The following is a 22,896-nucleotide window of genomic DNA, read 5'->3' as shown; positions in this document are numbered from 1 at the left end:
AGCCCGCATGTACTGTTTTGTTATGACTTTGAATTCAGAATCTTCTTCTTCAGCCGTGGACGTTGATGCCCTCCGGTCCGCAGTGGCCGCAGATTTCCCCCGCACGGTGGAGCAGCTCAAGTCCCTCGTTTCCATTCCCGGGATCGCCTGGGACTCCTTTGACCCGGAGCGGTTGAATGAGAGCGCCGAAGCGGTGGCCGGCCTGATCCGCGGAGCAGGGCTTTCCGACGTGCAGATCCTGCGGGTGGATAACAACGGCAAGCCCGGCGGCCCCGCCGTCGTCGCCCGCCGTCCGGCGCAGGCCGGCAAGCCCACCGTCCTGCTCTATGCCCACCACGATGTCCAGCCGCCGGGCGATCTGTCTCTGTGGGAGTCGGAGCCCTTCACCGCCACCGAACGCAACGGGCGGCTCTACGGCCGCGGCGCGGCAGATGACAAGGCCGGCATCATGGCCCACATCGGCGCCATCCGGGCCCTGGATGAGGTACTGGGTGAGAATTCCGGCGTCGGCATCACGCTTTTCATAGAAGGGGAGGAAGAAGCAGGTTCGCCCACGTTCCGCGATTTCCTCGAAACGTACCGCGACCTCCTCGAAGCGGACGTCATTGTCGTGGCTGACTCCGGCAACTGGAAGGTGGGCGTACCCGCGCTGACCACCAGCCTGCGCGGAGTGGTCGACGGAACCTTCGAAGTCCAGGTGCTGGACCACGCAGTGCACTCGGGCATGTTCGGCGGACCCGTCCTTGACGCTCCCACGCTGCTGGCGCGGCTGATTGCCACCCTTCACGACGACGCCGGGGACGTGGCAGTCGAGGGCCTGGTCGCCTCCGACACCGCCGCCGTGGAATATGACGAGGCGGACTTCCGTGCCGATTCCTCAGTGCTCGACGGCGTCCGGCTGGCCGGCACCGGATCCATCGCTTCCCGGCTCTGGACCAAGCCTGCCCTGGCCATCATCGGGATGGATGTGACGCCCGTTGATGTGTCCTCCAACACCATTGCCCCCAAGGCACGTGCCCGGTTCAGCCTCCGTCTGGCGCCGGGACAGGATCCCGCAGCGGCCATGGCCGCCGTCGAGCGCCATGTCCTGGCCCACGCTCCCTTTGGTGCAAAGGTCACCTTTACCCCCGGTGAACAGGGCCAGGCCTTCGCCACCGACACCTCGGCACCCGCTGCCCGCACCGCTCTCTGGGCACTGCGTGAAGCCTGGGACGGAGTGGAGCCGGTGGAATCGGGCATGGGCGGGTCCATTCCGTTTATTGCCGACCTGACGGAACTGTTCCCTTCGGCGCAGATCCTGATCACCGGCGTCGAGGACCCTGATTCGCGCGCCCACAGCGCCAACGAATCCCTGGACCTGGGTGATTTCCGTAACGCCGTCCTCGCTGAAGCGCTGATGCTCGCCAGCCTGGGACAGGTGTCCGGCTCCTAACGGATCCTCTGACCGAAGAGTCAGTGCAGCCGGGACCGGGAAATCTTTTCGGGCCCGGCTGCGTTGCGTCTGGGTGTAGGCACAGACGTACCATTGAGAAGGACCTGGCCCGGAGCCTTCGGGGGAGCGCAACTGCCCTCCCGTGCACGGTCCAAGCGAGGAAAGAGAGAAGCAATGAGCACTTCCACCAGCGAAACCGGCACCAGCGTGGACACGGCGGCCCCGGACACTGAGCTGCCCACCCACGAAGTTGCCCTCTCCGAGGTTGCTGCCGGCAAGGTCCGCAGCCTTCTGGAGCAGGAAGGCCGCACCGATCTTCGGCTCCGCGTGGCCGTCCAGCCCGGCGGCTGCTCGGGCCTGATCTACCAGCTGTACTTCGATGAGCGCGTCCTCGACGGCGACGCCGTACGGGATTTCGACGGCGTTGAGGTCATTGTGGACAAGATGAGCGTGCCGTACCTGTCCGGTGCGTCCATCGACTTCGAAGACACTATTTCCAAGCAGGGTTTCACCATTGACAACCCCAACGCAGGCGGCTCATGTGCCTGCGGGGACTCGTTCCACTAAGCTGCGTTCCAAGGCCCCGTTTCACTGACGGGGCCTTGTAGCCGGAGGCCGTGGAATCACGGTTTTTTGCCGGGACGCGGTGCGGTCTGTCACTGGATGGCCACGCGTGCGGGTAAGCTCTACACGTAGTAGTAAAACTGATCGTGCGCAGTGGGGAATTCGTTTGCCTGCTGTGCCGCACTTGCACGTAACAAGAGGAAGGGCCGTCTGTGAGTTCGCAGGACCGAACCAGCAGCCGACGCGCCAGGATCTTTAAGATCTCAGCCGTAACGTCGGCCGGCGCGTTGTTTTTATCGGGTTGTTCGTCAGAAGTCCAAAGAGGCTGGTTGCCCACGGAGCGCGACATGACCAACCACACCGGCCGAATCATGGACCTCTGGGTCAATTCATGGATTGCGGCGCTGGCGGTTGGCGTGCTCACCTGGGCACTGATCCTTTGGTGCATCATTGCTTACCGGCGCCGGAAGAATGAGACCGGTTACCCCCGGCAGCTGAGCTACAACCTGCCCCTGGAAATCTTCTACACAGCCATTCCGCTGTTCATGGTGCTGGTGCTCTTCTACTTCACCGACCAGGACATCCGCGCCATCAATGAGCGCGTAGATGACCCCGACGTCGTTGTGGACGTCCGCGGAAAGCAGTGGTCCTGGGACTTCAACTACGTCAATGAGGACAAGTACGACGTCAACGTCCAGGTAAACCTGGACGGCACGGAAAAGACCGAGGCAGATATGCCCACCCTTTACCTGCCGGTCAACAAGACCGTTGAGCTTCAGTTGAACTCCCGCGACGTGCAGCACTCCTTCTGGGTTCCCGCCTTCCTTCAGAAGATGGACCTTTACCCGGGACGCACCAACTACATCAATCTCACTCCCGGAGTTGAGGGCACCTACGAAGGTAAGTGTGCCGAACTCTGCGGCGAGTACCACTCGGAAATGCTGTTCAACGTCAAGGTGGTTTCGGAGGCCGAGTACGACGCGTACCTGGACACCCTGCCCCAGGGCCAGGCCGGCGCCGAGTATGACCGCGTGTACAACTCAGATTCAAGCGAAGTAAGGAGGTAGGAGGAAGCTGTGACTACTCTCGAATACACTTCGGAAGATACTCAAGTTGCACCACGCGTCGTCCCCGTCTCCAAGGGACGCATCATCGTCAGTTGGATTACCTCCACTGACCACAAGACGATCGGGTTCATGTACCTGATCGCATCATTCATTTTCTTCTGTCTCGCAGGCGTGATGGCACTGGTCATCCGCGCAGAGCTGTTCGAACCCGGAATGCAGATCCTGCAGACCAAGGAACAGTACAACCAGCTGTTCACCATGCACGGCACAGTCATGCTGCTCATGTTCGCAACGCCGCTGTTCTCGGGCTTCGCCAACGTCATGATGCCGCTGCAGATCGGTGCTCCCGACGTTGCCTTCCCGCGGCTGAACGCACTGGCCTTCTGGTTCTTCCTCTTCGGCAGCACCATCGCCGTCGCCGGCTTCATCACCCCGCAGGGTGCCGCCTCCTTCGGCTGGTTCGCCTACGCACCGCTTTCCAACACCACGTTCTCACCGGGCGTCGGCGGAGACCTCTGGGTCTTCGGCCTGGCACTGTCCGGTTTCGGAACCATCCTTGGTGCGGTCAACTTCATCACCACCATCATCTGCATGCGTGCCCCGGGCATGACCATGTGGCGCATGCCGATCTTCACCTGGAACACCCTGGTGACGGCCATCCTGGTCCTTATGGCCTTCCCGCCCCTGGCGGCAGCGCTGTTTGCACTGGGTGCGGACCGGCGGTTCGGAGCACATATCTTTGACCCCGAGCGCGGCGGTGCCATCCTGTGGCAGCACCTGTTCTGGTTCTTCGGCCACCCCGAGGTATACATCATCGCCCTGCCGTTCTTCGGCATCGTCTCGGAGATCTTCCCGGTCTTCAGCCGCAAGCCGATCTTCGGCTACAAGGGCCTGGTTTACGCAACGATCGCCATTGCAGCCCTGTCCGTCACCGTGTGGGCACACCATATGTACGTCACCGGCGCCGTGATGCTTCCGTTCTTCGCCTTCATGACCATGCTGATCGCAGTGCCAACGGGTGTGAAGTTCTTCAATTGGATCGGCACCATGTGGCGGGGTTCAATTACCTTTGAGACCCCCATGCTGTGGAGCATCGGCTTCCTCATCACCTTCCTCTTCGGTGGCCTGACGGGCATCATCCTGTCTTCGCCGCCGCTGGACTTCCACGTTTCCGACACCTACTTCGTGGTGGCTCACTTCCACTACGTGATCTTCGGAACCGTTGTCTTCGCGATGTTCGCCGGCTTCTACTTCTGGTGGCCCAAGTGGACCGGAAAGATGCTCAACGAGCGTCTGGGCAAGATCCACTTCTGGATGCTGTTTGTTGGCTTCCACGCCACGTTCCTGATCCAGCACTGGCTCGGCGTCATCGGCATGCCCCGCCGCTACGCTGACTACCTGCCGGAGGACAACTTCACTCTGATGAACCAGTTCTCCACCTTTGGTTCCTTCCTGCTGGGTGCCTCGATGATCCCGTTCTTCTGGAACGTCTACATCACCTGGCGCCACGGCAAGAAGGTTGAAGTTGATGACCCCTGGGGCTTCGGCGGATCTCTGGAGTGGGCCACGTCCTGCCCGCCGCCGCGCCACAACTTCACCTCCCTGCCCCGCATCCGTTCGGAGCGTCCTGCACTGGACCTGCACCACCCGGAACTGCAGCAGAAGGTAACTGACGTGTCGGCCGCCGGCAAGGTTATGGGCGCCGCTGATCGTACGGAGGCAGTCAAGTGAAGGTAGAGTCCAAGCTCTTCGCCTATATGGCACCGTTCTTCCTGGTAGTCGGTGTTGTCTACGGCTTCATGGTCGAGTGGATGGAACCGGTAGGCTACCTGGCCCTGTTCCTGACAGCTGCCATGTCCGCAATGATCGCCTTTTACATCGGCTTCACCGGCCGCCGCGTCGGTGCCCGTCCGGAAGACCGCCTTGACGCGGAAATCCACGAGGGCTCCGGCGAACAGGGCTTCTTCAGCCCCTGGAGCTGGTGGCCGCTTCTGCTCGGTGCAGCCGCTGCAGGCGGATTCCTGGGCATGGCCGTGGGTTGGTGGGTCCTGTACATCAGTGCAGGCCTCGCGCTGATCGCACTGGTCGGCTGGGTATTCGAGTACAGCCGCGGAGCCCACGCCCACTAGGGCAACGGCAAGGCACAAAACAACAGGCCGGCACAGAACAACAGCCGGCATCTACAGAGGGTCCGCAGGAAACTGCGGGCCCTCTGTTCGTGTATCCGGACCTGTTCGCAAAGCAGGGCAGGAAACGCGCCTGCAGGGATCAACGGCTATCCTTGGATGAGTATTTGATGAGCTGCAGTGCCAGGGAAAGGAACCGCATGCGCAGGATGACGGACTCCGGGACCGGGCAGAAATGACGGAGCAGGCGCTGCGGCGGTTGCCGGACGTGATCAGCGCCGGAGCCGGCGTGGCCAAGCACCTGCAGCTCCAAGGCATCCTGCGGAAATTCGTGGATGAGCACGCCGTAGCGGGTGCGGCCATTCCCTCCGAGCGGGTGTTGGCCGATCACTTTGGCGTGGCCCGGATGACGGTCCGCCAGGCAATTGATGCGCTGGTGGCAGATGAAGTCCTGGAGCGGGTGGTGGGCCTCGGGACTTTTGTGGCCCGCCCCAAGATGGACCTGCAGGTAAAGCTGACCTCCTACAGCGAGGAAATGGCCCGCCGGGGCATGGTCCCTGACGCCCGCGTGCTGAGCTTCGAGCAGGTCGGTGCTAGCCATCTGGTGGCCCGGGAGCTGCAGATCGACCCCGGCACCCCGGTCATCCGTTTCCGGCGTCAGCTGCTTGCCGACGGTGAACCGATGAGCGTGGATGAAAACTTCATTCCGGCGGTGCATGTTCCGGGAATGCTCGACGAAGAGCCTCCCACCTCGCTGTACCGTGTGCTCAGCGAACGCTACGGGATGATGATGGAGTGGGGTGAAGACACCATCGAGGCCACTGCTGCTTCAGCGTCGATTGCCCGGCTGCTCAACGTGGAGCTCGGTGCACCGCTGCTCAAGATCCAGCGCCATGCCTACGTGTCCCGGTCCATGGTGGACTATTCGGTCTCCTATTACCGTGCCGACCGGTACAAGCTCTGGGTGCCCCTCCAGCGCCCCGGAATGCGCACACCGCGCTCGTACCACCCGGGACGGCATCCGGGCTCCTGAGGCGCTGCGGGGAGCGGGGGAGCGGCAGGAAAGGCCGGTCGCCGTCCCGCGCCCAGGCCGTGGTAGGCGATGGATGTCCAAACTCCCGCCTGAGTGCCCCTAAGACCAAATTGAATGTGAGGGACCGGCGCCGCTGCCGTGTCCGTCCACTGACCTAACACCAGCCAGGAAGGCTATGAAATGAGCATCAGCATCATGTACCACCGTGACGGCAAGGGGGTCCTGTATTTCCGCGAGGCCATGTACGACGCGGACTCCGAGGAGTTCATGCTGAACCAGGGCAAAGTCGGAAACATGGGAACCGGCAGTGCGACTGCCGGTGTGGATGAGGCCGCCGCCGAAAAGAAGTTTGCTGCCTTCGCTGCAAAGTCTGCCGAACTCGGGTACGCGGAGATTCCCGCGGAGGAGCAGCACTGGGTGGTTGCCCAGTATGCACTGAAGTCGGCTGAGGGCACCGAGCGTGACCGCTACCTGGAACACAAGGCACGCACCACTCTGGCGTCCTACTTCTCCTGGCGGGGTCTGGGCTCCGTCGAGGAGAGTGAGTTCGCCCCGGGCAAGCTCAACATCTTCATCCTGGTGCCGGACGTACCCAAGGCCGTAAAGGGCGTGCTGGTGGCCCTTCGGGACGCCAACCTTGATTTCACCAAGCTGAGCATCGGCTCCGCACCGGTTGCCGATACGTCACAGTGGAAGCGCCGGCACCCGCTTCCGGCCAAGCAGCCCTTCACCTTGGACTAAGAGCCCGGATATAAAAGAACCCGGACACAAAGAAAGGGAGCCGGTCAGCAGATGCTGGCCGGCTCCCTTTCTTGATGGAGCTGGTTTATCCCAAAGGACTACCGGTTCGTGATCGAAGCCTGGTCGTCCTCAACCGCTTCAATTTCAGCGGGTGACTCGTGGTGGTGCGCTGCTTCCAGCTCACTCGGAGTAACGGGAGCAACCCGATCTTCGAAGAAGAAGCGCGACAGGCGGCCGCGCAGCTTCTCCTTGCCGGAGATCTTGCCGCGGGCATCCGGCTGGGCCGGGGAGACCTGCGGGGACTCGAAGTCCACCAGCTTGTAGCGCTTGTACTCGTCCACAGGTTCGTGGACCTCGATGTACTCACCGTGCGGGAGGCGGACAATGCGGCCGCTCTCCACACCGTGGAGCACAAGCTCGCGGTCCTTGCGCTGCAGCGACAGGGCGATGCGGCGGGCCACGGCAAAGCCGATCAACGGTCCGAAGATCACCAGGAAGCGCAGCCAGTACGTCACATCGTTCAGCGACACATGGAAGTGCGTGGCGATGAGGTCGGAGCTGGCAGCAGCCCACATGGTGCAGTAGAAGATGATGCCGGCAACGCCGACGCCGGTGCGGAACGGAGCGTTGCGCGGGCGGTCGAGCAGGTTGTGGACGCTCTTGTCCTTGGTCAGCCAGGCTTCAATCCAGGGCCAGGTGAACAGGAGAGTGAACACGATGCCGGCCGGAACCAGCGCGGGGAACAGCACGTTCATGGAAAGCGTGTTGGTGCCCCAGGGGAAGGGAATGTTCCATTCCATCGGGATGTTGAAGATCCAACCCGGCATCAGGCGCAGGGCGCCGTCAACCCAGCCGATGTACCAGTCAGGCTGGGTACCGGCGGACACGGGGGAGGGATCGTACGGTCCGTAGTTCCAGATCGGGTTGATCGTGAACAGACCGGCGATGATGGCGATGATGCCGAAGACGATGAAGAAGAATCCACCGGCCTTGGCTGCGTATACCGGTCCAACCGGGTAACCCACCACGTTCATGTTCGTACGGCCGGGGCCGCGGAACTGGGTGTGCTTGTGGATAACCACCATGAAGAGGTGAATGGCGATCATCAGCAGGATCAGGGCGGGAACCAGCAGGATGTGCAGCATGTACAGGCGGCTGATGATGTCCGTACCCGGGAACTCTCCTCCGAAGAGGAAGAAGCTGATGTAGGTACCAACCACCGGAACTGCCTTGATAACGCCGTCGATGATGCGCAGGCCGTTGCCGGAGAGCAGGTCATCGGGGAGGGAGTAACCGGTGAAGCCGGCTGCGAGGGAGAGGATCAGCAGGACGCCGCCCACCACCCAGTTCAGCTCGCGGGGCTTGCGGAATGCGCCGGTGAAGAACACGCGGAGCATGTGCACGGAGACGGCTGCAACAAACAGCAGGGCGGCCCAGTGGTGAACCTGGCGCATGAAGAGGCCGCCGCGGATATCAAAGGAGATGTTCAGCGAGGACTCGTAAGCCACCGACATTTCAACGCCGTGCAGCGGTACGTAGCTTCCCAGGTACTCCGTTTCCGCCATGGACGGATCGAAGAAGAAGGTCAGGAACGTGCCGGAGATCAGCAGGATGACGAAGCAGTACAGCGCAACTTCACCGAACATGAACGACCAGTGGTCGGGGAAGACCTTGCGGCCGAACTCCTTGACCATGGCCGAACCGCTGACACGGGAGTCAACGAAGTTGGTGACGCGGCCCAAACGGGTTTTGGGCTCATAGGGAGTAACAGAGGGAACACTCATGGCTAGCCACGCTCCCAGTAGCTCGGTCCAACCGGTTCATGGAAATCGCTGGTGGCGATCAGGTAGCCTTCATCGTCAACGGCGATGGGCAGCTGCGGGAGCGGGTGCACAGCCGGTCCGAAGATGACCTTGCATTCCTGCGTGAGGTCAAAGGTGGACTGGTGGCACGGGCACAGCAGATGGTGGGTGTGCTGTTCGTACAGGGCAACCGGGCAACCCACGTGGGTGCAAATCTTGGAGTAGGCGACGATGCCGTCTACGTTCCAGTCCTTGCGCTCGGGGGAGGGGTTCAGCGAGTCCGGATCCAGGCGCATGAGCAGGACAACAGCCTTGGCCTTCTCCTCCAGCTTGTGCTCGGACTCATTCAGGCCCTCGGGGATGACGTGGAAGGCTGAGCCCAGGGTCACGTCCGAAGCCTTGATGCGGGTGCCGCTGGGGTCGCGGGTCAGGTGAACGCCGGCGTCCCACATGGTGTGGCGCAGCGTGTCCTTCGGCAGCGGACCCAGGTCGCGGAAAACCGCGATGGCCGGGAGCGGTGCCAGAACCATGGCTCCGAGGAGCGTGTTCCGGATCAGGGGACGGCGCTTGATGCCCGTCTCCTCGATGATGTCCCCAACCATCTTTTCAGCAATGACACGGTCTTCCTCGGGACGGATCTCATGCCGTTCCTCGGTGATTTCGTGGTCCGGCATGAGCGTCTTGGCCCAGTGCACAATGCCGAGGCCGATGCCGAGCATCGCGAAAGCGGTGCCCAGGCCCAGGAGCAGGTTCTGCACCCGGATGTCGGCAATGGTGTGGCCGCCTTCGAGCTTGATCCCGAAGTACCCAACGAAAAACACGAGCGTGCCGATGATGGAGATGACGAACAGTGCCGCCACCTGCCGCTCGGCGCGCTTCTCAGCCTGGGGATTCGTATCGGCCAGGCGAGGGCGGTGCGGAGGAAGTCCGGGATTCCGGAACTTCTCTTCGTCGCCCTGGCCAGCCGTAGCGACGGTGCCCGAGGTGTTCGGACTGCCGTGACTATGGTCGCCCATGATCCCCCTCATCCTTCTCTTGAAACTGCATTTATAGACCTATGTGTAACTGTGATGTCACCCAGGTGGGTGAGCGCGGGTGATGTCTAGGAAGACCGGGAGGTCAACCAAATGGTGAAAGCAATGACGAGGCCGAGGCCTGCGGTCCAGATGAACAGGCCTTCGGATACGGGACCCAGCGAGCCGAGCTCGGCGCCGCCCGGCGAACCGTTGGCTTCGATGTTCTTCAGGAACGCGATGATGCTCTGCTTGTCCTCGGGGGAGATGTTGGCGTCATTGAAGACGGGCATGTTCTGCGGGCCGGTGACCATGGCTTCGTAGATGTGCTTCTCGCTGACACCCTCGAGGGACGGAGCGAACTTGCCCTGCGTCAGGGCGCCGCCGGCGCCTGCAGCGTTGTGGCACATTGCGCAGTTGACCCGGAAGAGCTCGCCGCCCTCGGCTGCGTTGCCCTCTGCTGCATCGGTGGCTTCGGCGTCCGGCACGGCCGGACCGGCGCCCAGGCTTGCTACGTAGGCAGCGAGCTGAGTGGTCTGTTCTTCAGTGAACTGGACCGGCTTCTGCTGGGCCTGCGGGCCCTGCATGGCCATGGGCATACGGCCGGTTCCAACCTGGAAGTCGACCGATGCGGCGCCGACGCCCACGAGCGAGGGGCCGTTGGCGGAGCCGGAGGCGTCCATGCCGTGGCAGGTGGCGCAGTTGGCGATGAAAAGCTTCTCGCCCTGGTTTTCGTCATCAGCCGTGTAGGCGGTGCTGGCAGCCTGGGCTTCGTTTGCGCCGCTGACTGCCGCATAGAGCCCACCTGTAACGAGGAGTCCCAGCAGCAGCAGCGCAACTGCTGCTAGGGGATGACGTCGCCTTTGCGATAGTGCCTTCACTTGGTGGTTCCTAACTTGTGTGGTCTTTGGTGTGCTGGTGCCACTGTGGATATCTGAGGGGGTTGCCGGCTCAAGCAGGTGTTACTTGAGGAAGTAGATGATGACGAACAGGGCAATCCAGACTACGTCCACGAAGTGCCAGTAGTAGGAAGTCACGATCGCAGAGGTTGCTTCAAAGTGGCCAAACCGCTTCGCCGCATAGGCGCGTCCAATGATGAACAGGAAGGCGATGAGCCCGCCCGTCACGTGGAGGCCATGGAATCCGGTGGTCAGGTAGAACGACGAACCGTAGGAGTTCGACGAGAGCGAGACTCCTTCAGTGACGAGCGTTGCGTACTCGAAAGCCTGGACGGCCACGAAGATCGATCCCATGAGGAAAGTGAGGAGGAACCACTCGACCATGCCCCAGCGGGAGACGTTGAACAGTCCCCCGGTGCGGCGCGGCTGGAGGCGTTCTGCGGCGAAGACGCCGAACTGGCAGGTAACGGAACTTAGAACAAGGATCACCGTGTTCGCGAACGCAAACGGAACGTTGAGCTTTTCCGTCTCCATGGCCCACAGATCGCTCGACGTGGAGCGAAGGGTGAAATACATGGCAAAGAGTGCGGCGAAAAACATCAGTTCGCTGGCCAGCCACACAACGGTTCCGACGGAAACCATGTTGGGGCGGTTCAGCGTGGGGTGAGCCGGGGTACTGGGGGCATGGGTCGCTGTTGTCACATAGTCATTATGGACGTAAAAGTACCCAGTTCTCCAACAGATATAGACGCTCGGCGCGTCAAAATAGTGCCGAAAGCCCGCGGATCCCAGTAACGGCGCGGAAGTGGCTCCCCAGAAAGAAATCAGCATTTTCTACGATTCGTAGATAACCTTGGGGATGTGACTACGAATCCGAGCTCTGAACACACCTGGCCAACGCTGATCAACGCCCTGATTTTGCGCGAGGATCTGCGCAGCGACCAGACCCGGTGGGCGATGAACTCGATCATGGCCGGCGAGGCATCGGACGCCCAGATGGCGGGGTTCCTGGTGGCGCTGCGGGCCAAGGGTGAAACGGTTCAGGAACTGGCCGGGCTCGTGGAAGCCATGCTGGAGAATGCCCGGCCCATCAACATCCCCGGCGAGACCCTGGACATCGTCGGCACTGGCGGTGACCGGCACAATACGGTCAACATCTCCTCCATGGCTGCGCTCGTCTGTGCGGGTGCGGGCGCCAAGGTGGTCAAACACGGAAACCGGGCGGCGTCGTCGGCTTCGGGGTCCGCAGATGTGATTGAAGCCCTGGGGGTGCGCCTGGACCTGACGGTGGACCGGGTTGCGGAGGCCGCAGTGAAGGCCGGCATCACGTTCTGCTTTGCCCAGGTCTTCCATCCGTCCATGCGCTACGCCGCTGTCCCGCGCCGGGAAATGGGCGTGTCCACGGCCTTCAACTTCATGGGTCCGCTGACCAACCCCTCGCGCCCCACCGCCTCCGCCATTGGGGTGGCCGACGCCAGGCTGGCGCCGCTGATGGCAGGGGTGCTGGCTGCCCGCGGCGTACGGGCGCTCGTGTTCCGGGGCGATGACGGCTTGGATGAGATGACGACGACGGGCGCCTCCACCGTCTGGGAGGTCCGTAACGGTGCCGTGAGCGTGACGACGGTGGACCCCCTGGATCTCGGCATACCCCGGGCCACGCTTGACGATCTGCGGGGCGGAGACGCCGCCGCCAACGCTGCCGTGGTTCGCAGTGTGCTGGCGGGGGACCGGGGACCGGTGCGCGACGCCGTCGTCCTCAACGCTGCCGCGGCCCTGGTGGCGCTGAGCCCCGAGGCCGAGGGAACGCTGTCCGAACGACTGGCGGCAGGTATCCGGCAGGCGGAGGACTCCATTGATTCCGGCTCCGCCCAGGCGGCGCTGGACCGCTGGATTGAAGTAACCCAGTAAGCCTTATTTCCGGGTGCAGCGGTGATTTTCGCGACGGCCGGCCCGCACTAAATCCAACAAATCAGAGCCCTTTTTCCTTCCGGCGGCGGGAGGAAAAAGGGCTCTGATTTGTTATGGAAGTGTTATCCGGACGCTGTTGATTAGTGCCGTCAGCTGTCGAAACCGAGCGAAAAAGCTGCGTCCAAATCGTGCTGCGAATAGGCCCGGAAGGCAATCTGCGTGGTGGTGCCGATGACGCCTTCCACCTTGGAGAGCCGGTTGGCGATGGTGTCGGCGAGGTCCTCGTGGCGGCGTACGCGCGCGATGGCGATCAGGTCACAATCGCCGGTGACGGAGTAGACCTCGCTGATGCCTTCGATCTCCGAGATCTCCTCGGCACATTCGGGGATGCGGGCGGAGTCGGTCTGAATGAGGACAAAAGCGGTAATCATGGGGAGCCTTTCGTAATGCTGCGGCGGGGCCGCTGCTCTGCTGCAGCCGGCGCACTACAGCGAGCCTATCGGACGGCGGTTCTACGGGCGGATGCGGGCAGCGCGCCTGCGGGCAATGAGTGCCGCTGCAGCCCGGGGAACAAGCAGGAACGCCCCGAGGACGCACAGGGTGACGATCGCAAAGCTGAGGACGACGCCGCCGCCGAAAAGCGCACGGATGCCAAGCCCGGCCACAACCGTGATGATCCACAGCACAACGCCGCCGGGCCAGAGGCGGGCGGGGAAAAGCCTGCGGCTCAGCAGCGCCCAGCCCGCGAGGCAGGCAACCAGGAACGGTGAGGCGGTGATGAGGATTCCGGCCGGATCCAGCCCGTGCCGGTGCGTGTCACGGCCCAGTGCGGCGAAAAGGAGGATCAGGACGACGTCGAGGGCCAGGAACACTGCGGTGCTGCGGCCGGCGCGGTCTGCGCGGGGCGAAGAAGCCGGATGGGGGGCCGAGGGGGTGTCAGGGTGAATCACGGATGCTGCTTTCCGGCACCGTTGCGGCGGTGCTCCCGTACATAGGGTTCCAGAAGTTCGGTGACCCGTGCATTGACCGACTGCTGCGGTGAGCCGGACTCCAGCTGCTTGGTGGCGCTGTGGACGATGCCGTTGATCAGTTCGGCAGTTGCCGCGGGATCCTCGGACCCCAGCTCGCGCAGAGTGCCGACAAGGGGATCCAGCAGCTTCGAATGCATCATGGTGCTTTGGGTGTTGAGTTCCTCACTGGGGGCCACGGCTGCCAGTGCGTTGCCGACTGCATGCTCACCCTCGGCGACCAGTGCGATGTTGGTCAGCACATAGGCGAGGATGCGGTCGGCCGGGTCTGCTTCGGCCTGCATGGCTTCCTCCACCCGCTGGGCCCAGCGCGGAAAGACGTCCAGGACCAGTGCATGCAGGAGGTCCTGGCGGGACTTGTAGTACTGATAGGCGCTGGGACGGGCGAGGCCGGCCAGCGCGGCCACATCGGCCATGCTGGGAGCCTCGCCCGTTTGGGCCAGCAGGGTGCGTGCCGCATCAAGAAGCGCCCGTTGCTGGGCCACACGGTGTTCTGCGACCGTGGGGGCGGTTATGCGGGGCACATGCCCTCCTGTTTGTTACTTGCTGTGTGTCGTCTAGCTGATCAGGCGTCCGTCAACCATTTCCACCACGCGGTGGCAGTGGGGGAGCACGTCATGATCATGCGTCACCATAACTGTAGCAACGCCGCGCTCTGCGGTTTCGCGCGCCAGCAGTGCAACAACTTCCTGGCTGCGGCGCCGGTCCAGGGCGGCCGTCGGTTCATCCACGAGCAGCAGCGGTGGCCGGGTGACCAGGGCGCGGGCAATTCCGACCCGCTGGCGCTCACCGCCGGAGAGCTGATCGGGGCGGCTCTTGAGCTTGTGGTCCATGCCCACGGCGGCCAGCAGCTCCCGCGGGTCGAAGCTCTTCTTTCCAAAGGCCATCCGGTGCACGAGCTCCAGCTGCTCGCCTGCGGTCAGCGCGGGAATCAGGTTTCCGGACTGAAAAACAAAGCCGATGTTGCGCAGCCGGAAACGGGCACGGGCTGCACTGTTCAGCGTTGCCAGGTCCGTCCCGTTGATGGTGATGGTTCCGGCGTCCGGTGTAGTCAGGGCGCCGGCCGCTGCCAGCAGGCTTGATTTGCCGGCCCCGGAGGGGCCGACGACGGCGACGAGTTCGCCGGGGCGCACGGTAAGGAACACATTGTCCAGTGCCTGCACAGTGGCGTCGCCGTCACCCAGGGCAAGGCTGGCTCCTTCAATCACCAGTCCAAGAGTGGTGTCCGGCAGGGTTTCGGTTCGCGTGTTCATCGCTGTCCTCCCAGGGCAGCCAGGGGATCAACCCGGGAAATTCGGATAATAGCGGCGGCTGCTCCGAGCAGTCCCAAAAGGATGGTCAGGGCGGTTGCCAGGCCAATGGGGCCTGCCTCCAGTGCGAACGGCATGGCGGTTCCGGCCAGGCCTGCGCCCATTCCGAGGCCCAGCAGCACGCCCACGGCGGTGAAACCGACGAGGACTATGGCAGCCTGGGCCAGTCCGTCCCGCAGCAGGTAGCCGGTGGAGGCGCCAATGGCACGCAGTACGGCCAGTTCATGCTTGCGCTGGACGGTCCACACGGTGAAGAAGGCTCCGACAACAAGAGCGCAGATGGCGTAGAGGAAAACCTGGATCATCTGCAGGGTCATGGTTTCGGCGCTGTAGCCGGGGGAGGCATTGAAGGATTCCTTCAGCGAGGACGTCACGGTATGCGCGGCTTCGTCTCCGGCTGCGAAGTCGATGTTCTCGCCGTCTTCGGCAAGGAGGGCAACGGTGCTTGCCGTGGCGAAGTCCGTGGCTGCCGTCTGTGCTGTCGTGGGTGCGCCGGGCGCCGCGTCGCCGCCGGCAATGTACTGCCAGGTGCTCAGGGGAAGGTAGGCCACCGTGACATGTCCGAAGGTTGCCTGGTCTGCCGTGTAACCGACCACGGTGAGCTCCGTGCCGATCCGCTCCAGCGTGACAACCGTGCCCAGCTCCAGACCTTCGTCCGCCCCGGTGGGGGAGACAACAATCTCATTCGGTGCTGACGCTGCACGGCCCTCACCGATTTCAGGGGCGAGGAAAGAGTTGCCGTCGATGCCGAAGAGGGACAGGTCCACCTGGGTGCCGTCGTCGGTGGCACCGTTCATCATTGAAGTGCCCATCAGGGTGACGTCGGCGACGCCGGGCTGTTCGCGCCAGGCCTCTGCTTGGGACTCGTCGACCACGCTTCGGGAAAACGCGTTGTCGGTCTTGGTGCCCTCATTGAAGGCAAAGGCAGTGGCGGGCATGCTCTTGAGGCCGGAAACGCCGTCGTTAACAAGGCCCGATGACAAGCCGGACAGCAGGACCATGAGGATGGCGATCAGGGCAATGACGCCACCCATCAAGCCAAACCGTGCCCGGGCGAAGCGCAGTTCACGCAGCGCTAGAAACATGGGAAAACTCCGTGGGTTGTGGGATGTTGATGCCGACAATGTGTCGGCATCATGCCAACATAATGTCAGAAACATCCGGTCCGGGGCAATTTCCCGGTCCCGGTTGGCTTGCGCCCGCCGGTGCGGCGCGGCCGGCTCTGGTCTCCTCTGTGTCGTTCTGCTCTGCTTGAGGCATGACCCTGCACCTGCGCGCGGAGTGGCACAGGGCCGAGCATTCAAGGTGGCTGAAGTGGATCATCGGCATCCTGGCCGTGGTCCTGGTTGTTGAGTACGTTGTCCTGCCCCAGCTGGTTGGCTCCGGAAATGTCATTTCGGCACTGCGCGGACTGCCCGTGATCCTGATCCTGCTGGCAGTGCTCCTGGAAACGGTGTCGCTGGCCAGCTACAGCTGGCTCACGCGCGAGGTGCTCACCGGTGATGCCAGGCCCGGTTTTTTCACTCTGTTCCGGATTGATCTTGCGGATCTCACGGTGAACCACACCGTTCCCGGCGGCGGGACGACGTCGGCCGCCGTCCGCTTTCGGCTGCTCACGCGCTGCGGAGTCCAGTCGGAGGACGCGCTGAGTGCCGCCACCGTCCAGGTGGTTGGTGCGAATCTGGTGCTGGCCGGCCTGTTCGGTGCGGCGCTGCTGAGCGTTCACGGCAGCTTTGCGGGAGGCCAATATCTCAGTACGGCCGGAGCCGTGGTGCTGGTGCTGCTGGGACTGTCCCTTGCGGCGCTGACCGTGCTGGATCAGCATTTGCCCGGTGCAGTCCGAACCGTGCGGGCCATCGCCGGAAAAGTGAGAATTATCTCTCCTGCTTCGGCGGAGGGGTTTGTGCGGACCGTAGCTGCTGAAGTCCAGATGCTCCGGCAGGAACCGCGCCGGCTGGCGGCGGCAGTGGTCCTGGCCGCTGCCCGCTACGTCTTTGATGCGGCCTGCCTGTGGGTTTTCCTCGCAGCCTACGGGCATGTGAGCTCCCCCGCAGAGTTGATGCTGGCCTACTCGCTGGCTTCACTGGTGGCCCTGGCTCCGCTCACGCCTGGCGGGCTGGGCCTGGTTGAGGGAGTGCTGGTGCCTATGCTCGCCGGTTTCGGAGCTCCGGGCCATGTTGCCGTCCTCGGAGTGCTCTCCTGGCGCCTGGTGCAGTTCTGGCTGCCCATCCCCGTTGGCGCGCTGGCCTACCTGTCATTGCGGCTGGGGATCCTGCGGCGGACACAGAAGCGGGGCTCCGGAACAAAGGTTCCGGAGCCGCTTCTGTGTCCTCAGGGCGTTCTTAGCCCCGGGGTCGGGGAGTCCAGGGGGACTATGCGCCCCAGATGTCGTCTCCGCGCAGCGTGGCGTCAGCACCGCCGTCGGTGTAGATCGTCTGGCCGGTGGTGTGCGTGTTCTCTTCGCTGGTGAGCCAGGCGAGCAGCCGTGCAATGACAATTGCCTCGGAGTGGCCGTTCAGCGGCATGGGTACCGAGGAATCCACCATCTTGCGTCCCTCGGGGGTGGACAGCAGATCCTTGGTCATGGCCGAGATAACCGTGCCGGGGGCAACGGCGTTCAGCGGAATGCCGTGGCCTGCCCAGGTGTCGGTGATGCTTGCCCGGCGGACCCAGCGGCTGAGGGCTCGCTTGGAGGAGGGGTAGTTGAGGTATCCCTCAGCCGGTCCCTTTGCAGCGAGCTTGCCGCCGATTTCCAGTGCAAGTGCTTCGTCGCCGGCCAGCATTGCTTCAACGAGCTCCGGGGAGTTCGGCTGCAGCGATGCCATGGAGCTGACCACTGCAGCACGCGGAGCATCACTCTTGGCCAGCGTCGGTGCCAGCAGTTCGAGGAACTCCGTAACGCCGAAGAAGTTGACTGCCACCGTGATGGCTGCCGGTGCGGAGATTCCGGCGCAGGCGATGACTGCGTCCACCTTGCCGCCGGCCAGCTCCAGCGCCTTGTCCGCAGCTGCTCGGCGGCCCTCGGGAGTGCTGAGGTCCGCTTCGACCTCGGCCCCGCGAAGGTCCACTCCCACAACGGTGTTGCCGCGCTCGCGCAGCAGTTCGGCTGTAGCGGCGCCGATTCCCGATCCTGATCCAGTGACTATGTATGTGCGTGCCATGCCTTTAGATTACGCCAGCCGCCGGCAGTTAGCGGGAGAGGACTGACTTGCGCGGCAGATCGTTTTAAGCTCTTGGAGACTGTCTTCAACACCGCGCCGGCCCTGCGTTCCAGACGAAAGCAGCGATCCCGGTTCCGGATGCATGATCCAGCCCCTAGCGCAGTTCGTCCGGCCAGTTTGGGGGAACGCGTCCGGCGGGACCGGGGACTCCCTGGCTCAACGGATGGCTCTGCGGCGGGGCAAGAAGCGGCCCCTCAAATACCGAGTTGGTGCGGTAGTCCCAAAACCATTCCTCGCCGGGCTCGTAGCTGCGGATCACGGGATGTCCGGTTGACTCCTCGTGGCCGGTGGCATGCTGGCCCGGTGAATTGTCGCAGCAGCCGATATGGCCGCATTCGGTGCAGCGCCGCAGGTGGAACCACCAGCCGTCCTGTGCTGTGCACTCCACGCAGCCGGGGCCCGAAGGCGGTACTGAAACGTTGATGCCGGATGAGTCGTACATGGTCAATTACTCCTCGGCAGAGCCACCCCTTTGTCCTCCAACGGTAGCCACCGGTGAGAAGGTGTGACAGATGCGGCGGTGAAAGATGCCGGGGGAGAATGATTGTCCAGCGGCTCAGCTACGGTACAGATCTGCACTGTTAGGGTGGGTGCTTGCCCGGGGAAGCCGGGTATCAACGACGGGGGATTATTGTGCTGTTGGTTGCCGAGGGATCAAATCCGGTTTTGCCTGCCTGGAATTTTCTGGTGCTGGGCACCGGCCTGCTGATGCTGGTCTTCCTGGCGGGTGCACTCATCGGCATAGCCCGCTCCGGTCAGCTGGGGGCCACTGCGAAAGCGGTATGGGTTCTGATCGTGCTCGCGTTTCCGGTTCTCGGCCCCGTCGTCTGGTTCTTCATCGGCCGGCGCCCCGGCACCCCGTAGGCCGGAGCCCCGTAGGCCGGTGCCGTGACGTCTCAGCGGGCAGCCGGAGCCAGCCCCACCATCCGTTCGCTTTCTTCCCAGAGCCGGGAGGACAGGGCGGCGTCGTAGGCATCCTTGTTGGCAGTGGAGATCCGGCATTTGTAGTAATACTTGCCGGACTGCCACTGCGTTCCGGGTTCGGCGGTGGCGAGCCAGACCAGCGTCCGCGCCCCCTCGTCCGGGGAGATCAGGAACCGGTTCAGCACCGAACGGTACATCAGCCGCATCATGCTGGTGGATTCAGAGGCAAAGGACGTGGCAACACCGCCGGGATGGAAGGCTGCGGCGGATATGCCTGCGGTCCCAAACCGGGCGTCCAGCTCCCGGGTGAACAGGATGTTCGCCAGCTTCGCGTTTCCGTAGGCCCGGTTCGGTGTGTATTTTCGGTGTGCTTCCAGGTCTTCAATGCTGAAGCGGGCAAAGATGCTGTTGGCCACGCTCGACGTATTAATGACCGATGCCTGGGATTCCACGAGCCGGTCCATCAGCAGGTTGGTGAGCAGGAAGGGCGCCAAATGATTGACCTGCAGTGTCTTTTCATGGCCGTCCACGGTGTCTGCGCGCTTGGCCATAATGCCGCCGGCGTTGTTGGCCAGGACATCGATGCGCGGATAGCGCTCCAGCAGGGTCTGCGCCAGTGTGCGGACGTCGTCGAGGCGGGCAAAATCCGCCAGCAGATAATCGGCGCCCAGTTCACGGGCCACCGCCGCGGTCTTTTCGGGGGAACGGCCGACGACGACGACGCGGTTGCCCAAGCTGTGCAGGCTGCGGGCCGCTGCGGCTCCGATGCCGTCGCTTGCTCCGGTGATGACGATGGTTCGCTCTGGAACGGACTCAGGCACGGGAGGCCTTTCGGGCAGGTGGCGTGGACTCTCCCAGTATTGCCCCGCCCAGAGGATCCGCCAATGGATCAAGACGCCGTGTTTCGTGACTCGGGTCGGCAGCCAGGGTGTTCTCGGCACCCCTGCCGCGGAGCCTAAACCTGCGGTCTGGGCTCCAGCAGCCGGCAGGCAGCCTCGATGGCGGCCGCCCGGCGTCGGGCACGTGATTCGGTGCAGGTCTCCGACTTTCCCGTAAAGAGAGTTTCCGGGGACTGCGTCCAGGCCGTAGCCATGGAAAAAAGCAGCGTCATCAAGTCATCCGGGTTCCAATGCCCGTCGATGATTCCCTTTTCCTGGGCGCGGACGATGTCTTCATTGCGGGGCCCGGGGCGGCCGCAGGGCCTCTGCGGCAGCAGTTCCGGTTCCTCCTCGAGGCGGGCCCAGTCCAGCATGCGCAGGTGCTCGGGTTCTTCCACCGCATGGTCGAACATCGCGCCCACAAAGCCGGGCAGGTCTTCGACATCCCGCGGAACCTGTTCCGTGGTTTCCTGCAGGTTTTCCGTCAGGACGGCAGCGAAGAGCGAGCGTTTGTCACCAAAATAGGCATACAGCCGCTCCTTGCTGGCCCGCGCCTCAGACGCAATCCGGTCCACGCGCGCGCCGGCCAGGCCATGGGCGGCAAATTCCTTGCGCGCTGCTGCCATGATTCGTGCCCGCGTTGCTTCGCCGTCGGTTCTCATACCTGTAGTATAGCTAAGCCAACCAACCAGTTCGTTTTGATGAGGATTTTCCCTACATGGATCGCACCACCCCCGCCGGATCTCATCCGGCCGTCGATCATTCCGCGCATCCGCACCGCTGGCTGCTGCTGGCCGTGCTGGCCCTGGCCCAGCTGATGGTGGTCCTGGACGGAACCATCGTCAACATCGCCCTGCCCGACGCCCAGCGTGAACTCGGCATGTCCGACGGCGACCGCACCTGGGTGGTCACCATCTATGCGCTGGCCTTTGGATCCCTGCTGCTCCTCGGCGGACGCATCGCCGATTACTGGGGCCGCAAGCGCACCTTCATGGTGGGCATGGCCGGCTTTGCCATCGCCTCCGCCATTGGCGGCTTTGCCACGAGCACTGAAATGCTGTTGGCCGCCCGCGGCCTGCAGGGCGCATTTGCCGCCCTCCTTGCGCCCGCCTCGCTGGCCATCCTGACCATTACCTTCCCCACCGGCAAGGACCGCATCAAGGCATTTGCCGTCTACGGCGCCATCGGCGGCGGCGGGGCGGCCATCGGCCTGCTTCTCGGCGGAGTGCTGACCCAGTACGCCAGCTGGAACTGGTGCCTGCTCGTGAACGTGCCCATCGCCGTCGTCGCCATGATCGCCGGCCTGCCGCTGATCCGCGAGAGCAAGGCACACGGCAACACACGCTACGACCTGCCCGGCGCCGTCCTGGTTGTGGCCGGACTGGCTTCGCTGGTCTACGGCTTCTCGCAGGCTGAGAACGGCTGGGGCCGGGTGGAGACGATCGCCTTCCTTGCCGCCGGCGTCGTTATTCTCGCTCTGTTTGTCTGGGTGGAGAGCCGGGTTTCGAACCCGCTGCTGCCCCTGCGTGTGCTCGCCAACCGCGTCCGCGGCGGAGCATTCCTGACCTCCGCGCTGACCGGCGCCGCCCTGCTGGGCGGCATCCTGTTCCTGATCTTCTACTTCCAGATTGTGCTGGGATACTCGCCGCTGAAGTCCGGTCTGGCTTCGCTGCCGATGACCCTGTCCATCATGGTCGGTGCCGGCGTGCTGTCCAACCTGCTGCCGCGCACCGGCGTCCGCCTGCCCATGACCCTGGGTCCCATTGTGGGTGCGGCCGGCCTGGTCTGGCTGTCCTTCATCTCGGTGGAGGGCAACTACGCCGTAGAGGTCCTGCCCGGCCTGATCCTGCTGGGCTTCGGCCTGGCCATGATCTTTGTCCCGTTGCAGAACGTGGCGCTGGCCGGCATTGATGAGCACGACGCCGGGGTAGCCAGTGCCGCTGTTTCGGCCACGCAGCAGATCGGCGGATCCATCGGCACCGCACTGTTCACCGCCATCTACACCGCGGCCATCACCGCCTACCTGAGCGAAAATGCTGCGCGGCCGGCCGCGCAGCTGGAGGCGCTGGTCAGCGGCTACTCCACCGCGTTCATCTGGGCCGGCGTCGCGCTGTTCCTTGCCGCGCCGATCGGCTTCTTCATGATCCGTCCGGCCAAGGAAGACTTGATGAAGGTTCCGGCTGTGGCTCACGCCGGCTAGTCAGGCAATCTGCCAGTTTTCTGTGTGGATCTGCTTCGCTTTATGCGAGGCAGGTCCACACAGTTGTTTAAGGGGCAGACGTTTGGGGGCCGGGACCGTGTGGGGGTGCATTGGCTTCGTCTGGTAAGTAGGTCAGGACGAAGTTTCAGGGTTCGGGAGCCACCAAAGAGTCCGCCAGAAAGACGGGTATCCGACCCGTACCGGCAGGGCCGATTTTGAGGGCTTTCGGAGCTGTTTTCGGGTCGGGAATGTCAGTGGCGGGTGAAAACCTGAGGACATGGATCAGCACGGATCTTCTTCAGGGAACACATCGGGTGCGTGGACGGCACAGGCGCGGAATGTGGCCGTTTATTCCGCTGAGCCCGGCGCAGTAGAGGGTGTTGCTTTCGGTCCGTCCTACCGCGACGGGTTCACCGGAAGCCTGGCTCTGCAGGGTGTTGAAGTCTTTGACCAGGATGAAGCCGGTGCTGTCCTGGCACGGTTGGACCACCTTGTCCGGTGGGCGCAGGCTCAGCAGGCCCGGGTCCTGAACCGGTTGGAAGGGATCTTCCGGAACGGCTTTCTGCCGGAAACAGGCTTGCAGGAGTCCGGGGCAGAGGATGCAGGCATGCCGGAAGGCTGGGCACTGGATCCGGGTCTGGCTTTCAGCCTCGCCGCGGAGGAAGCAGCAGCAATCCTGCATCTTCCTACCGGGACCGCGAAGATGCTCATGATGGACGCCGGAACCCTCTGCGACACCCACACGGCCAC

25 protein-coding genes are annotated in these 22,896 nt (G+C 63.4%); 12 read left to right on the top strand and 13 right to left on the bottom strand.

The features are described from left to right. The first annotated feature begins 22 nt into the window (after positions 1-22). The 7 genes from AC4D2Q_RS11660 (at position 23) to AC4D2Q_RS11630 (ending at position 6,963) form a co-directional block, all read left to right on the top strand. On the top strand, positions 23-1,432 hold the full coding sequence (locus AC4D2Q_RS11660) for a dipeptidase (protein WP_490946606.1): 1,410 nt from the start codon (positions 23-25) through the stop codon (positions 1,430-1,432). A gap of 174 nt (positions 1,433-1,606) precedes the next feature. Continuing rightward, entirely contained in the window at positions 1,607-1,999 is a 393-nt protein-coding gene (locus tag AC4D2Q_RS11655) for a HesB/IscA family protein (RefSeq protein ID WP_490925625.1), read from the top strand. Between the two features lie 209 nt (positions 2,000-2,208). Continuing rightward, positions 2,209-3,063, top strand: a complete 855-nt coding sequence (ctaC, locus tag AC4D2Q_RS11650; RefSeq protein WP_490925624.1) for an aa3-type cytochrome oxidase subunit II — start codon at positions 2,209-2,211, stop codon at positions 3,061-3,063. Positions 3,064-3,072: 9 nt separating this feature from the next. Further along, positions 3,073-4,794, top strand: a complete 1,722-nt coding sequence (gene ctaD, locus AC4D2Q_RS11645) for an aa3-type cytochrome oxidase subunit I (protein WP_490925623.1) — start codon at positions 3,073-3,075, stop codon at positions 4,792-4,794. Beyond that, positions 4,791-5,192 (top strand): cytochrome c oxidase subunit 4, encoded by a 402-nt coding sequence (locus tag AC4D2Q_RS11640; RefSeq protein WP_490925622.1) that lies wholly within the window; start codon positions 4,791-4,793, stop codon positions 5,190-5,192. The genes ctaD and AC4D2Q_RS11640 overlap by 4 nt, the downstream gene beginning before the upstream one ends. 232 nt (positions 5,193-5,424) lie before the next feature. After that, entirely contained in the window at positions 5,425-6,222 is a 798-nt protein-coding gene (locus AC4D2Q_RS11635; RefSeq protein WP_490925621.1) for a GntR family transcriptional regulator, read from the top strand. 180 nt (positions 6,223-6,402) lie between these two features. Beyond that, the gene (locus AC4D2Q_RS11630; protein ID WP_490925620.1) at positions 6,403-6,963 is read left to right on the top strand and encodes a hypothetical protein; all 561 of its coding nucleotides are present in this window, start codon (positions 6,403-6,405) and stop codon (positions 6,961-6,963) included. A 98-nt stretch (positions 6,964-7,061) separates the two neighbouring features. Here the strand turns inward: AC4D2Q_RS11630 and qcrB are convergent, their stop codons facing one another. The 4 genes from qcrB to ctaE form a co-directional block, all read right to left on the bottom strand. Further along, positions 7,062-8,747 (bottom strand): cytochrome bc1 complex cytochrome b subunit, encoded by a 1,686-nt coding sequence (gene qcrB, locus AC4D2Q_RS11625; protein ID WP_490925619.1) that lies wholly within the window; start codon positions 8,745-8,747, stop codon positions 7,062-7,064. A 2-nt stretch (positions 8,748-8,749) separates the two neighbouring features. Next, on the bottom strand, positions 8,750-9,781 hold the full coding sequence (gene qcrA / locus AC4D2Q_RS11620) for a cytochrome bc1 complex Rieske iron-sulfur subunit (RefSeq protein ID WP_490925618.1): 1,032 nt from the start codon (positions 9,779-9,781) through the stop codon (positions 8,750-8,752). An 86-nt stretch (positions 9,782-9,867) separates the two neighbouring features. Then, on the bottom strand, positions 9,868-10,659 hold the full coding sequence (gene qcrC, locus AC4D2Q_RS11615) for a cytochrome bc1 complex diheme cytochrome c subunit (RefSeq protein WP_490925617.1): 792 nt from the start codon (positions 10,657-10,659) through the stop codon (positions 9,868-9,870). An 81-nt stretch (positions 10,660-10,740) separates the two neighbouring features. Beyond that, complete coding sequence (gene ctaE / locus AC4D2Q_RS11610; protein ID WP_400928784.1) at positions 10,741-11,379, bottom strand: aa3-type cytochrome oxidase subunit III; 639 nt, start codon at positions 11,377-11,379, stop codon at positions 10,741-10,743. 159 nt (positions 11,380-11,538) lie between these two features. On the opposite strand from ctaE, the gene trpD reads away from it, so the two are divergent. Continuing rightward, positions 11,539-12,585 (top strand): anthranilate phosphoribosyltransferase, encoded by a 1,047-nt coding sequence (gene trpD / locus AC4D2Q_RS11605; protein WP_490946605.1) that lies wholly within the window; start codon positions 11,539-11,541, stop codon positions 12,583-12,585. Positions 12,586-12,734: 149 nt separating this feature from the next. Here the strand turns inward: trpD and AC4D2Q_RS11600 are convergent, their stop codons facing one another. From AC4D2Q_RS11600 to AC4D2Q_RS11580, 5 genes are all read right to left on the bottom strand, one after another. Further along, positions 12,735-13,016: an Lrp/AsnC family transcriptional regulator gene (locus AC4D2Q_RS11600; protein ID WP_490925615.1), complete on the bottom strand. Its 282-nt coding sequence runs from the start codon at positions 13,014-13,016 to the stop codon at positions 12,735-12,737. An 81-nt stretch (positions 13,017-13,097) separates the two neighbouring features. After that, the gene (locus tag AC4D2Q_RS11595; RefSeq protein ID WP_490946604.1) at positions 13,098-13,535 is read right to left on the bottom strand and encodes a DUF3054 domain-containing protein; all 438 of its coding nucleotides are present in this window, start codon (positions 13,533-13,535) and stop codon (positions 13,098-13,100) included. Beyond that, a complete protein-coding gene (locus tag AC4D2Q_RS11590) occupies positions 13,532-14,137 on the bottom strand; it encodes a TetR/AcrR family transcriptional regulator (RefSeq protein WP_490925613.1) in 606 nt (201 codons plus the stop codon). Before AC4D2Q_RS11590 ends, AC4D2Q_RS11595 begins: the two co-directional genes overlap by 4 nt. Before the next feature lie 33 nt (positions 14,138-14,170). After that, a complete protein-coding gene (locus AC4D2Q_RS11585; protein ID WP_490946603.1) occupies positions 14,171-14,866 on the bottom strand; it encodes an ABC transporter ATP-binding protein in 696 nt (231 codons plus the stop codon). Then, the gene (locus AC4D2Q_RS11580) at positions 14,863-16,008 is read right to left on the bottom strand and encodes an ABC transporter permease (protein WP_490925611.1); all 1,146 of its coding nucleotides are present in this window, start codon (positions 16,006-16,008) and stop codon (positions 14,863-14,865) included. The genes AC4D2Q_RS11585 and AC4D2Q_RS11580 overlap by 4 nt, the downstream gene beginning before the upstream one ends. A 173-nt stretch (positions 16,009-16,181) precedes the next feature. Here AC4D2Q_RS11580 and AC4D2Q_RS11575 point away from each other — a divergent pair, with 173 nt between their 5' ends. Then, positions 16,182-17,393, top strand: a complete 1,212-nt coding sequence (locus AC4D2Q_RS11575; protein ID WP_490946602.1) for a lysylphosphatidylglycerol synthase transmembrane domain-containing protein — start codon at positions 16,182-16,184, stop codon at positions 17,391-17,393. Here AC4D2Q_RS11575 and AC4D2Q_RS11570 read toward each other — a convergent pair. Both AC4D2Q_RS11570 and AC4D2Q_RS11565 read right to left on the bottom strand, forming a co-directional pair. After that, on the bottom strand, positions 17,296-18,084 hold the full coding sequence (locus AC4D2Q_RS11570; RefSeq protein ID WP_490946601.1) for an SDR family oxidoreductase: 789 nt from the start codon (positions 18,082-18,084) through the stop codon (positions 17,296-17,298). The two genes, AC4D2Q_RS11575 and AC4D2Q_RS11570, sit on opposite strands and share 98 nt — an antisense overlap. A 154-nt stretch (positions 18,085-18,238) precedes the next feature. Continuing rightward, a complete protein-coding gene (locus tag AC4D2Q_RS11565; RefSeq protein ID WP_490946600.1) occupies positions 18,239-18,586 on the bottom strand; it encodes a UBP-type zinc finger domain-containing protein in 348 nt (115 codons plus the stop codon). 224 nt (positions 18,587-18,810) lie between these two features. Here AC4D2Q_RS11565 and AC4D2Q_RS11560 point away from each other — a divergent pair, with 224 nt between their 5' ends. After that, on the top strand, positions 18,811-19,008 hold the full coding sequence (locus AC4D2Q_RS11560) for a PLDc N-terminal domain-containing protein (RefSeq protein ID WP_490946599.1): 198 nt from the start codon (positions 18,811-18,813) through the stop codon (positions 19,006-19,008). 32 nt (positions 19,009-19,040) lie between these two features. Here AC4D2Q_RS11560 and AC4D2Q_RS11555 read toward each other — a convergent pair whose 3' ends face one another. Further along, complete coding sequence (locus tag AC4D2Q_RS11555) at positions 19,041-19,889, bottom strand: SDR family NAD(P)-dependent oxidoreductase (protein ID WP_490925606.1); 849 nt, start codon at positions 19,887-19,889, stop codon at positions 19,041-19,043. A 134-nt stretch (positions 19,890-20,023) separates the two neighbouring features. Further along, positions 20,024-20,608 carry a TetR/AcrR family transcriptional regulator gene (locus AC4D2Q_RS11550; protein WP_490925605.1) on the bottom strand — a complete coding sequence of 195 codons (585 nt, stop codon included), beginning with the start codon at positions 20,606-20,608 and terminating at the stop codon, positions 20,024-20,026. 56 nt (positions 20,609-20,664) lie between these two features. Between AC4D2Q_RS11550 and AC4D2Q_RS11545 the strand changes: the two genes are divergently transcribed. Both AC4D2Q_RS11545 and AC4D2Q_RS11540 read left to right on the top strand, forming a co-directional pair. Continuing rightward, positions 20,665-22,146, top strand: a complete 1,482-nt coding sequence (locus tag AC4D2Q_RS11545; protein WP_490946598.1) for an MFS transporter — start codon at positions 20,665-20,667, stop codon at positions 22,144-22,146. A gap of 340 nt (positions 22,147-22,486) precedes the next feature. Beyond that, positions 22,487-22,896, top strand: a 410-nt coding sequence (locus AC4D2Q_RS11540) for a hypothetical protein (protein ID WP_490946597.1), incomplete at its 3' end; no start/stop codon positions are given.

This window comes from Arthrobacter sp. TJ-178, assembly GCF_058269275.1.
The sequence above is the reverse complement of the archived record's forward strand: the minus strand, read 5'-3'. Positions and strand labels throughout refer to the sequence as shown.

Coding starts and splice junctions, on each gene's coding strand:
- AC4D2Q_RS11655 (WP_490925625.1), top strand. CDS start 1,607: ATGAGCACTTCCACCAGCGAAACCGGCACCAGCGTGGACACGGCGGCC.
- AC4D2Q_RS11600 (WP_490925615.1), bottom strand. CDS start 13,016: ATGATTACCGCTTTTGTCCTCATTCAGACCGACTCCGCCCGCATCCCC.
- AC4D2Q_RS11550 (WP_490925605.1), bottom strand. CDS start 20,608: ATGAGAACCGACGGCGAAGCAACGCGGGCACGAATCATGGCAGCAGCG.
- qcrB (WP_490925619.1), bottom strand. CDS start 8,747: ATGAGTGTTCCCTCTGTTACTCCCTATGAGCCCAAAACCCGTTTGGGC.
- AC4D2Q_RS11570 (WP_490946601.1), bottom strand. CDS start 18,084: ATGGCACGCACATACATAGTCACTGGATCAGGATCGGGAATCGGCGCC.
- qcrA (WP_490925618.1), bottom strand. CDS start 9,781: ATGGGCGACCATAGTCACGGCAGTCCGAACACCTCGGGCACCGTCGCT.
- AC4D2Q_RS11635 (WP_490925621.1), top strand. CDS start 5,425: ATGACGGAGCAGGCGCTGCGGCGGTTGCCGGACGTGATCAGCGCCGGA.
- AC4D2Q_RS11585 (WP_490946603.1), bottom strand. CDS start 14,866: ATGAACACGCGAACCGAAACCCTGCCGGACACCACTCTTGGACTGGTG.
- AC4D2Q_RS11565 (WP_490946600.1), bottom strand. CDS start 18,586: ATGTACGACTCATCCGGCATCAACGTTTCAGTACCGCCTTCGGGCCCC.
- AC4D2Q_RS11575 (WP_490946602.1), top strand. CDS start 16,182: ATGACCCTGCACCTGCGCGCGGAGTGGCACAGGGCCGAGCATTCAAGG.
- AC4D2Q_RS11630 (WP_490925620.1), top strand. CDS start 6,403: ATGAGCATCAGCATCATGTACCACCGTGACGGCAAGGGGGTCCTGTAT.
- AC4D2Q_RS11545 (WP_490946598.1), top strand. CDS start 20,665: ATGGATCGCACCACCCCCGCCGGATCTCATCCGGCCGTCGATCATTCC.
- AC4D2Q_RS11580 (WP_490925611.1), bottom strand. CDS start 16,008: ATGTTTCTAGCGCTGCGTGAACTGCGCTTCGCCCGGGCACGGTTTGGC.
- AC4D2Q_RS11660 (WP_490946606.1), top strand. CDS start 23: ATGACTTTGAATTCAGAATCTTCTTCTTCAGCCGTGGACGTTGATGCC.